The 11077-nt window shown below is 52.5% G+C and carries 7 protein-coding genes; all 7 read right to left on the bottom strand.

The features are described from left to right. Nucleotides 1-47: 47 nt before the first annotated feature. The 7 genes from bilS to PG062_RS00130 all read right to left on the bottom strand — a co-directional run bounded on the left by bilS (nt 48) and on the right by PG062_RS00130 (nt 11064). Nucleotides 48-545: a flavodoxin family protein BilS gene (gene bilS / locus PG062_RS00160; protein WP_270750477.1), complete on the bottom strand. Its 498-nt coding sequence runs from the start codon at nt 543-545 to the stop codon at nt 48-50. A 47-nt stretch (nt 546-592) separates the two neighbouring features. Next, nucleotides 593-1654, bottom strand: a complete 1062-nt coding sequence (gene bilR, locus PG062_RS00155; protein ID WP_270750476.1) for a bilirubin reductase — start codon at nt 1652-1654, stop codon at nt 593-595. Then, nucleotides 1635-2126, bottom strand: coding sequence for a bilirubin utilization transcriptional regulator BilQ (gene bilQ / locus PG062_RS00150; protein WP_270750475.1), 492 nt, complete (start codon nt 2124-2126; stop codon nt 1635-1637). Before bilQ ends, bilR begins: the two co-directional genes overlap by 20 nt. Before the next feature lie 216 nt (nt 2127-2342). Next, nucleotides 2343-2726 (bottom strand): hypothetical protein, encoded by a 384-nt coding sequence (locus PG062_RS00145; RefSeq protein WP_270750473.1) that lies wholly within the window; start codon nt 2724-2726, stop codon nt 2343-2345. Nucleotides 2727-2777: 51 nt separating this feature from the next. Next, on the bottom strand, nt 2778-9854 hold the full coding sequence (locus tag PG062_RS00140; protein ID WP_270750472.1) for a SpaA isopeptide-forming pilin-related protein: 7077 nt from the start codon (nt 9852-9854) through the stop codon (nt 2778-2780). Between the two features lie 44 nt (nt 9855-9898). Continuing rightward, nucleotides 9899-10666, bottom strand: coding sequence for a class B sortase (locus PG062_RS00135; RefSeq protein ID WP_270750471.1), 768 nt, complete (start codon nt 10664-10666; stop codon nt 9899-9901). Beyond that, on the bottom strand, nt 10663-11064 hold the full coding sequence (locus PG062_RS00130; protein WP_270442270.1) for a recombinase family protein: 402 nt from the start codon (nt 11062-11064) through the stop codon (nt 10663-10665). The genes PG062_RS00135 and PG062_RS00130 overlap by 4 nt, the downstream gene beginning before the upstream one ends. Between the last annotated feature and the right edge of the window lie 13 nt (nt 11065-11077).

Here is an 11077-nt window from a genome sequence, read left to right as displayed (position 1 = left end):
AAATGCTGCTAATAAATAAAATAGAAGCCGTTTTGCATTAACACTTTTTAGACTTGTGTGATGGAACCCTTTAAGCGGTCTATGTCCTCATAATCCGGATGCGAAATGGCTTTATCAAAGTTTTCAATCATCTTGTCGATGTTCGGGATAGGCAGGGGACTGTTCTTCATTTTCACATAGCGCTCACGCACAGATGCAGGCATTTTGCCCTGGCACATGAAAGTGCCAATTACAGTATTGCTACGGTCGATGTGCTTCTGAACAGAGTCAAGAATTTTATCGAAATATTCTTGGCTACCACCGAACCCGGCGGTACCAAACAGGAAAATTTCTTTGCCCTTTACGCCTTTCAAAAAAGTTGAAATCTCTTTATTACAATGCCCCTTGTCCGTCCAAAAACCAACATAGAGGCGGTCTGCTTCAAGCGCGATTTCGGCCGGAGGTCCAAAATAGCGTAAGTTTTCTTGCGGAAGGACGGAGAGGATGGCATCGGCCAATTGGCGAGTATTGCCGGTTACGCTGCTAAATACGATAGAGTATTTCATTTCCTTCACCCTTTTTCATAAATACAATGAGTGCCTTGATGCTGCTGCTAGCCGCCAAGGCACTTTTTGTTACAACGGACACAGCGATGAATATCTTTGATTTGTCCTGCTGCAACTTTGTTCGGCCATTCGGGATCAGCTAAAAGCTGACGGCTCATGGCGGCACAGCTAATACGCCCACTGGCTAATTGCTGCTCTACAAAATCCGGCTGCGTCAGCCCGCCAACACCGGTGATGGGCTTATCAGTATACTGTCGAACTTCATCGCAGAATTTCAAGAAGCACCCCTGCTCCTTGAAATAAGGATGGTTTGCAGGAGGAATTGTATCTTCCAAACTGGAATGGTTCGCCAAAGTTACATGAAAACTGGTGACACCGGCACCAACGAGCATTGGCACAAAAATTTCCAGTTCCGATTCGACCACACCAGCGTTACCATAGTGAGGCTCCTCTTGTCGGACTGCCAGTTTATAATCAATAGGAAGTTCCGGCAACCGGCTGCGAACTGCACGGACAGATTCTACGGCAAACCGAGCACGATTTTCTGCGCTGCCGCCGTACTCATCGGTGCGGTGATTGAAAACGGATGAGCTGAAACTGCCACACATACGATCTCCATGGATTTGAACCATGTCGAACCCGGCACGAACGGCAAGGACAGCAGCCTCTCCAAAACCATTGATGATTTTATGAATCTTGTGGACTGACAATTTGGTAATGTAAGGAGCAACTTCGGCATTCAGCAGAGGTCGAAGTTCTTGCATGGAGATTTTCTTTGTCAGTACACCGGGCACATATTTCAGCATAGCCAGCATGTTAGAGTCAGACTGATGCAACTGTGCGCAGATGCGACAGTTATAGCTATGGACAATCTCAGCCAATTTCTGATAATATGCGAACCCTTTTTTATCAAACAGAGATTTTTCAAATTGGCTCTTGCCAACAGGAACATCTCCGATAATAATCATCGCGCATCCGCCGGCAGCGATTTTGCGGATTTTTTCAAAATACGCATCATCTGAAAGTCCGAACGTCGTAGGAGCAAAGATGATTCTATTCTTTAGTTCAAGCCCGCCATAATTGATTGGACTATTGATCGTTTCGTACATGATGAGGAATCCTTTCTGCTGCTTTTTCCAGTAAAGCCAGCAACTGTGCCTTTTCCTTTGGGGTTAGTCCTGTCATAAAGGCAGCATCCCAGTCGAAGAATACCTGGTGAGCGATAGTAAATGCTTGTTGCCCGCGTTCTGTCAGATTCAACATGTAATGACGACCGTTTTTTTCTTTGGTAATAAGGCCATCATCTACAAGGCGGTTGATACATCTTTGACTGTGGCCCCAGTCAAGAGATAGTTCTTTTGTCAATTCCGATGGGGTGCAGTTCGGCCTTTTCCCAATGTACACAATAAAAAACAAAAGCCCGAAATTCAGCCCGACTTCTTGCAGCTTATCACCTGTGAAGCCTGCGAAACTGCGGTACAGCATAGTGATGTAATAGGATAGTGTCTTTTGATACATGGCAGATGGAGCATCTCCTTTCGATGAATGAGTATAGTCTTTACGCTTGACTTTGTCAAACATAAAATGATGATATACAATCGAAAAGACAAAATATGTTTTATAGAAGAAGCGAGCTTCAAGCCTAAATGTGGGGGATTATACGCTGATTGTAGCGAAGTCGCAACGCAGATTTTTGCAAATATTCAAATTGATGGAAGTAAAATTGGAAACAGATAACGCAAACAACACCCCAAAATGGCTAAGAGTCACTTTGGGGTGTTGTTATTTAGTGCCTATTTACCGGTTCAGAAAAATCCTCGCCGCGCAAGGATCGGGAATCTCCCAGTTGACATACAAATCATTCAGCGGGCAGGCGTGAGGGTCGCGGATGTGCTCATCGATCCAACCTTTGTACAGCTCACAGAAATTGGCTTTCGTGAGGATGGCGCGGCACTCGGACTTGTCCACAGTGGTGCTGAACAGGTACTCTACGTCATGCACTGGCACGATTACCGGCGTACCGGCCGTGTCAAAGGCACAGAGCAGATTCTTGCAACTGCGGCTCACGGCGCGCTGGCAGTCGCCACACTCGATGTAGATTGTATTGCGCCAATCGCGGCCTGTGGTGCGCAGGAACTTGCAGAGATGCGAATTGGTGGAAGTAAAACAGGAAACGGACAAAAAATCACTCCTATCTCAAATTGTGCGCAGCGTAACAACTTGGCACAGTTTTTATAAAATGCTGCCGGTCTGCGGGAAAGTTTTCACAAGGGGAACGGGCGTATCGGTGCGCTCATCATACATGGCAAGATACCCCTCGGAAGATTTCTGCCAGCCGCCATCCTGCCAAACGAACACAACAAGGGCATCGTTCATCTGCATGACCTTGAACGTAATGCTCTCGGCAACGAGATAGCCGTCCGGGGCCAGTTCTTCCACCATCGTGTAGACGTGTTCGCTGGTGTCGTCAGATAAAAGCAGCAGATTTTTGCGCGGGTCTTTGGCGGCAGAACGCTCCGGCAGTACGCGGATGGCATGGTCGCCGTCTGTGGTCGTCCAACGGTCAATGGTCGTGCCGTAGGCATTGCGGATCGTTAAGCGGGCATCTACCAGCTTTGCATTGGTGGCAATATCTCGCTTCGTGAAAATCAGCGAATGCGCCGGGGCATCGTACATCGTAACTTTCTGAATTTCCCCGGTCTCCTGCACGGTGAAGTGTACTTCCTCGCTGAGCAGATACCCGGCCGGGGCAGCCGTCTCGGTCAGCGTGTACTCACCGGGCTTCAGGCGCTCGATGCGGTGGGGCTGGCCGTTGGTCTCCCACTCGGCAATGGAGCTTCCGTTGGCATCGGTGATTTTCAGCTTCGCACCGGGCAGCTCACGGCCATCCGTCATGTCAGCCTTGGAGATTTCAACCTTGGTAAAGTCGTCTTTCATCTCCACGCGCTGAATATCCCCCGTAGGGCCAACCTCAAAGGTAACGCTCTCGGCGCGGACATAGCCTTGCTCAGTGGGAGCCATCGTCTCAGTCAGGGTGTACGTACCCATCGGGATGCGCTCCATATAGTGGGGTGTGCCGTCCGTGACCCATTCGGCAACCGTCTTGCCGTCTGCGTCCGTGATTTTTAGCTTTGCACCGCTGATTTCCGTGCCGGTGGCAATGTCGGTTTTGGAAATCTGCACTTTCGTGTAGTCATCCTGCATAAAAACGTGCTGAACCTTGCCGTCATCCTCGACCGTGAACTGAATGGAATTGGCAGGCACATACCCAGAATTATCAGGCACAAGGGTTTCCTCCAGCGTATACGTCTCGCCCGCAACCAGCACGGCCTCCATGTAGTGCGGCGTGTCCTCGGACACCCACTCGTCCACAACATTGCCGCCCTTATCCAGCACACGCAGCGTGGCACCGGGGATTTCTTCGTGAGTCGTAATATCGGCCTTGCTGATTTTTACGTGGGTGGGCGCATCCAGCATCGTCACAGTCTGGCTGAACCCATCGGAATCCTTCAGCAGAATCCAGCTTGCAGAGTAGGTGATTTCGGCATCGGCGGGCTTTTCTGCAACCTGCTTATCGGCAAAGAACGCGGGAGCTGCCGCGTCGTTCAGATAGACCGTATCAAACGTCAAATCGGAGAAATCGCTCTCCCGCAGGCACTTGGCAAAGGCGCGGTCATTAGCGGCATCGGTGAAATTCACCACCAGCGTGCCGTTCACGCAGTACCAGTTGGCAATGACAACGCCGTCTGCATCGGGATTCTTGCCCATTAGATTATCCCAGAATGCGCGCAGCTTGGCGGGAATCGTAGCCACAGTATCATCGGAGAATGCGGTGGGGGAGATAATGCTGCCGGATTGGTACTCGGAATCTTTGGATTCGCGCAGCACCCAGACCGCTGTTTCCTGCAAGTAGCCATTGTCGTCCGTGGCCTGCTCCAAGCGGAACTGAATCGAGCGGGCGGTGACGTAGCCGTCTGCCGGGCGGGTCTCCGTCAGGGTATAGATTTTGGTGGTATCGCGGTTCCCGGCAAAGTCGTGGGAAAGATGCAGCTCACGAATCACATGGGCCGTGTCGCCGCACTCCCAGCTATCCACCACATTGCCGTTCCAATCGGTCACGGTCAAAGTGGCACCGGGCAGGGCAAAGGTATCGTTGGAATCGGCGGTGAAAGCACGCTTGTCGATCTCTACGGTGGTCTGCTTGTCGGAGTGCAGGCAGTCAACAATCTGGCATGCGATAAATTGGTTTTCGTAGGTGAACTCAACAGGAATCACGCTTTGCTCGATCAAGTAACCGTCCGGCACGCTGACCTCACGCAGATAGTAGCGGCCGCTGTTGGTCGTCCAGTCGTGGGCATCGCTGCTGCCGTAATGTTCGCCGCGCAGGGGAACATCCACGTCAAAATAGGCGAGACCGTTTTCATCGGTAGTGGCTGTCCCCAGCAGCGTATCGGCGGCTGCCAGCAGCTCACCGGAAATACTGTAAATGTCGTCTGCGGTATACAGCTCATAGACAGCCCCCGCGACCATCTTGGCATCAGCCGGAATGTCAGCACGGTTGCTGCTACCGTTCAAGAGGGAGGCGCGGGTCTTGCAGCCATCTGCATAGGGCTTTTCATCAGTCAAGTCGCAGGTGTCGCGGTCTAGCTTGTACAGACCAACGCCGACTTTGCCCTCCTCGACAACCGGCAGCACGCGGGAATTTTCAAAGACAAGAACCTGTTTTTCAATTTGCTCGGCGCTGGCGTTGCCTGCATTTATAATAGAGTAATTGTACACAACATCGCCGTCCTGCGTGTGGTCGATGATAGTCTTCGCAAGGACCAGATCGTTGTACTGGTTATCCCAGTCCAGCACCACAGTATAGGTGTGGTCGGTATGGACATATCCGTAAGGAGCCTGTACTTCGGAAATTGTGTAAGTACCCAGCGGCAGGGTAATGGCAACTTCGCCTTTCGTGCCATCGTGGGTCACTTTTAAGAAATCATAGGTGGCGGTTGTCCGCGTGGGACTGAACTGAACCTCGTCCACCTGTCCATCTGTGGTAACGGTGGCAACAAGGTCACCGTCTGCATACCAGAGCGTGCCTTGATTGTCCGGCGTAGGAATATCGCCCTGCGCGTGGATCTCATAGGTGGCATTGGCAAGATTGTCCGTCTCGTACACGAACTGCCCGTTCTCGTATCCGGTCAGCACGTTGCCGATTTTGCGAATCTTGATTTGCCCCAAAGTCTCATGGTTATAGTAGTTTTCGGTGATGACATAGTCATCCATGCCGTCGGCACTGCCGCCGCTGACCTGATACACACGATCTGAGGTCAACTCAAACACGACATTGTACTGGCGGTCGTTGAAATACCCGTGCGGGCCTTCGACCTCAACGATGCGGTACTTGCCCAGCGGCAGTTTTTCCGGGGTCTTCATTTCGCTGTTGGAGTCTGTATAGAAAGTGCTGGTCTTTGCCCATGCATTACCAGATTTCGGGTCGTTCATCTCCACAAGGGTTTCACGGCCGTCCTCGGCAATGTAGTAAAGGTTGAACGCGGTGTCGGCAATTTTGACAGGCTTGCCCGTCTCAATGTCGATTTTGACAAGCTGCAAGTAGCCCTCCAACTCTTCGTCCAGAATGTTGTAGGTCATGTAGCTGCCGCTGGGCGTTGTGATGCTGCCGGCGGGCACAGTAAAGCTGCTCTGCGGGCTGGACGCATTGACGGTGACAAGGAACGGTTCGGCCTGAAAAACATCTTTTGGCACCGTCGTTTCCATGACGATGTACTGGCCGTAGGGAAGTCCCTGCACACGCAGGATACCTTCCTCGTTAGTGAAGATTTCGGATAAGCGGTATTCCTGCGCGTTGTTGGTCGGCACCCAGCCGAGACCCTGCCCATTGGCAAAATCGCCGTCTGCGGTCAAGGTGGCATTGTAGCGGTTGACGGCGGCGGTGTCGCTCTCGTACATCGTGGCGACAGCCTGTTCTTCGGCGGAAAAATCAAATTTCAGGGTGTCCTGATCGTAGCTGGATTTACGGTAGGCATCCAGAATGCTGGCGGCATCGTAGCTGCCATCGGTATTTTGGGTAAACTGGTCTGCCTTGCTCAGCAGCGATATACGGTACACCTTAAACCCGGCACCACCCAGCTTGATGGCGGGCGAGGGCTGCCCGGTGGTGGACACCAGTTTTTGCAGGGAAAATCCGGATTTCAGCACTTCATCCTGCGTTTCGTCTCCAGCGCGGATAACGTAAGTGGATTCATCTGCATAAGTAAGGGATTGGTAGTGGTTGACTTCATCACAGAGATAGCCTTTCGCAAAGGACAAGTAGTAGCCGTCATAGGTCTTACTGCCGTCTAAGGCGCGGCTTTCGGCAACAGCAGAATACTGGTTGCGGTAGACATAGTCGGTGTACTCCGCTCCGTTGCTGGCGAGGGCGGCATAGCTGCCGGTGGGCTCCAACTTTTTGTTGAGCAGGGGATACTGGCCGGAAAGGTAATACTGCTCGTTGGAATCCATCGGGATCACGATGCCGGTGGCGCGCTCCACAAGGTAGTATCGGCCCAGGTAGAGATTAGAAAATGCCAACTTGCCGTCATTGATGGCGGCGGAGGCAACAAGGTGGTCTTTTTTCAGCACCGGGAGATAATCGGATTTCCATGCGCCGTTGGTAAGCACAGTGGTATGCCAGATAGGGGTGCCGCTGGCATCTGTGATTTTGGAGTAATCGACGATGCCAGAAACGCCGTCCGGGTGGTGAATGTCCTCGGCGGCGTACAGGTCGTACACGGCGCCTTCGAGTGTGCTGTCACCGTTGCTGCTCGCAACCAGATACCGGGCAGCATCCAAGTCTACTTTGGAGAGCGTGATGCTGCCGAGAACGCGGTCGTTCTGCATGGTGGCGGAATCAGCGCGCATGGTATAGGACTTCTCATTGCTGGCAATTCCGGTAGGATCAGTGCTATAGGATTTGTCTCCGCTGCGCTCATCGAAACTAATAGTAACGATTCCTTCGCCGGTGTCGATAAGAGTGCCGCCGCTGTTGGCCGTGGTGATGTCGGCGTTATAATCCGCGTTACCCAGCCATATGGTCTGACCGTCCAGTGCCTTGGTGATTTCAAAGGAGTAGGCGCGTTTGCCCAGCACGGAACCAGCCGTGCCGGGATTGGTCACATCCGTCCAATCACCGTAGTACCCGCTGGGAGCGCGGCGCTCGACAATGACAAAACGACCTTCGTTGCGCTGAGTGTAATAAATATTGTCTGACCCGCCTGCGTAATCGCTATGGTTGATGACTTTGTAGGTGCCATCTGCTTGACGTTCAACCTTGTACTGGTTATACCCGCCAGTGGGGATATACCGTTGCAGAACAGTATCCCACTCGAAAATGGCAAACTCTGCGTCCCCGCAAATCTGCTGCTTGGTCTCGCTGTCAATCTTATCAATCGACACCTTTACAGACCATTCATCGTTCTGCATCTGGTAGTCGTTGCTACTGTTGGCAGGAACAGTAATCGTCTGGTGGCTACCCAAAGCGCCGGGCGTGGTATCGAAGCCGTGCGGAATGGTGATTTCATCGTAGCTAAACATAATATTTGCAAGCTGTGCCCGCGCCGAGGCGATGGCAGCATCTACCATACCTTGTGCTTCGTTTTTCAGTTGGTTGATGGCTGCATTTTTGGCAGCCTCGGCAGCGGCATCCGCTTCAGCCTGGCTGGTGAACGGTCCTTCCTGCCCGCTGAGTGTGCTGGTGCTGGTCTTGGACACCTCATAATGTACTGCCCATGTAGCAGAACCATCGCCGCCATTGAGGTGGAAGCTATCATCCTGCGTGTGGCCGCATGTGGTAATGGTCTGCGCTCCGGCAGGGGTCATCTTCCAACTGCCGCCGTCCACGCTGCCGCTGGTCTGACTGGGCGTGATAGTAATGACTGCGCCATCCACTTTTTCCAGCGTGTTCAGCTGGTATTTGTCGGCGTTGACGGTGAACGTCAGATCAAAGCTGCCGCTGGCGCTCTGTGCAGGAGCGGTCCAAGAAGCAGAATAATACTGCGGCTCAGGAGCAGTCGGTACGTCCGGGATTTCGGTACCGCCAGCAATTTCCTCACCAACCAGTGCTACAATCTGCCATGCGTAGCCAGCAGGCGGATTATAAATGTAAGTGTAATAACCGTTTTCGCCGGACTGAACTGCCGTGCCGTTTGCCAATTCTTCAGCGGCAGCGACATAGGTCTGTGCAGCATAACTATCAGGATAGTTGGCAATGATCCACTGCTGGGTTTCATCGTAGATTTCGCTGATGAGGGCGGTCTGTTCATTGTCTGCGCTCATAACAGCGGGCTTGCTGTCCAGCATATCGAGACTCAACTGACCGAGGCCACCCCAAATGTTGATTTGGTTCGCATAATGGTTGCCGGGGGTGTACTGACCGGGCTCAAGGCGAGACACATGGTCAAAAGCGTAGGTCGGACAGCCATTGGGCTGACCGTTCAGACCATGGCTGCAACAATAGGCTTCTTGGCCGTTGAACCAAATAAGCCAAGTGCCGCCCTCTTTGGCGATGCTGGTGATTTTGCCGGTGGCATAGGGCGGGGTAGGACCGGCTGCGAGGGTTGCAACACCATTATCGGTATAAAGCTGCGTAGGAGTTGCTTCATCCGACAATTGTACATGAATAGATTTCTGTAAAGTTGTGCCGTCCGGGCTGGCGTAAACAAACTGCGCTGTGAAGTCAGAAAAAGCCTTTACATAAAAGCCGGTTGCAGCCGCAGATTGCTCGGCGTAAGTCTGATACAGAATTTTGGACTGCTCGGCATCGCCGGCAGGAATGAGGTCTGCATCAGTAGATGCGTAGCTGAGAACCTCCACTCCCTCTGGCAGTACAACTTCTGCTGTTGCGCCATTTGCCGGGTACTCGGTCTGAACCAGAAGAGGAATGATTGCATAATTTGCATCGAGATTTTTGCCGATAGTGATGGTTGTTTCATCCTCGTTCAATGCATCGGCATCTATGTGGGCATCGGCACCATCATACAGGTCAGACACCCATGCCGAGATGCTGATTTTCGTCTCACCGGTTGCCACAGGCAGACCCATGCTGCCGAGGTAACTGCCGGTAGGTGCATGCGGCAAATCGTTGTACAGATTTTCGGTGATCTGCGAAATATCCGGTGCCGCGCTGTCAGTAACTTCGGGAACAGCCGTATCTGCTGTCTCCGGCGTTGCAATCTCATCGGCCGAGGCAGCGGGGATCATCGTGCAGCACATGGCTCCTGCCATGAGTGCCGCAGATAAGCGGTGTTTGAGTTTGTATTGCATTTGCATAACTCCTTCGTATTATTCTTTACATCAAATGCGAAAAACTACGATGCTACATCTACACCACCTCCATCAATCAGCTTGGCAACGACCAACAGGCGGCTGTTGGGGTCAGCCGTGCAGGTGGAAAGTGTCAGGATATGGTCATCGGTCATCACGTCCACACCGTAGTCGAACGCACAGCCGGCAACAGCCTTGTCCAAAATCTGCTGAAATGCTGCATCGTCCGGGTCAGCCTGAATACAATCGGTATCGGCATTTGCATCGCAGACCCATACGCTGAAAATCTGATACGTCAGTTTTTCATCCGCCAGCGAAACATAAATGTACGGGTTCTCCTGCCCGAACTCAAACACGCGGTACTTGTGCAGATCCTCAAACCCACTGGTATAATCTTCGTCGGTAAAGGTGTGGCCGTAAAAAATCAGATTGCGAGAAACTTTTACGCTGCTGTCCATACGGCAGGCGTAGTCGGCATAAAGGCAGCCGTGGTAATCCTCGGCCCCCTTTTCATCACGGCGCAGATAGTAGTCATTGTCGCCGTACTGCTGCACAGGAGCGTCGATGTTCGTGCCGGGAATCGTGATCCACGCCACAGTGTCCGGGTTTTCTTTCTGTGCGACTGTAAGGCGTTCGTCAGGCGGTTCCACGTGCTCGGTCTGTACCCATGCAGGCAGGATAGAAGCACCCTCATCGGAACGCCCGAAAAGCAGGAACCCGACCAACAGTAGCCCGACCAAAACAAAAATAATAACGAGCCGCAGCAAATCGGGATTGGCGGTATCGCAAAAGTGTTTGAATTTTTCTCTCACTGCGGCACCTCCGCAACATCATCCTCCTGCCACGGCAGGCGGGGCAGGGGCGCGTAGTGACGGCCGTTCGGTTCGACCCAGCTGCCCTGACCGCCGGCAAAAATGTGGATGTTGAACGAGTTCAGCACGGTCAAAAAGCTCTCCATGTCAGCGGCATCACAGCAGAGAGAATCCCGGTTTCCGATCAGCAGCACATCAAAGCGGTGCTGTTCGGCATCCTGTAAAATCTCCTTGACGGCGGGGCGCATGAGCAGCGGCACAGGCTCGTTTGTCTCGGAAATGCGCTCTTTCTGCACACCCCACTGCAATTTGCGGGCGGCGCGCTGACAAGCAAGACGCTGCCTGCCCATGCTGGCAAGATTCTTCGGGTCGGACTGGTAAAGGCATTGTGCAATCATGGTGTTTTCCTCC

Source organism: Gemmiger qucibialis, assembly GCF_027689445.1.
In the GTDB taxonomy this organism is placed as follows: domain Bacteria; phylum Bacillota; class Clostridia; order Oscillospirales; family Ruminococcaceae; genus Gemmiger; species Gemmiger qucibialis.
Note: the sequence above shows the minus strand (reverse complement) of the source record. Positions and strands in the feature narration are given on the sequence as shown.

What these genes read in the sequence shown, in the direction of transcription:
- bilS (WP_270750477.1), bottom strand. Translation starts at nt 545, where the DNA reads ATGAAATACTCTATCGTATTTAGCAGCGTAACCGGCAATACTCGCCAA.
- bilR (WP_270750476.1), bottom strand. Translation starts at nt 1,654, where the DNA reads ATGTACGAAACGATCAATAGTCCAATCAATTATGGCGGGCTTGAACTA.
- bilQ (WP_270750475.1), bottom strand. Translation starts at nt 2,126, where the DNA reads ATGTTTGACAAAGTCAAGCGTAAAGACTATACTCATTCATCGAAAGGA.
- PG062_RS00140 (WP_270750472.1), bottom strand. Translation starts at nt 9,854, where the DNA reads ATGCAATACAAACTCAAACACCGCTTATCTGCGGCACTCATGGCAGGA.
- PG062_RS00130 (WP_270442270.1), bottom strand. Translation starts at nt 11,064, where the DNA reads ATGATTGCACAATGCCTTTACCAGTCCGACCCGAAGAATCTTGCCAGC.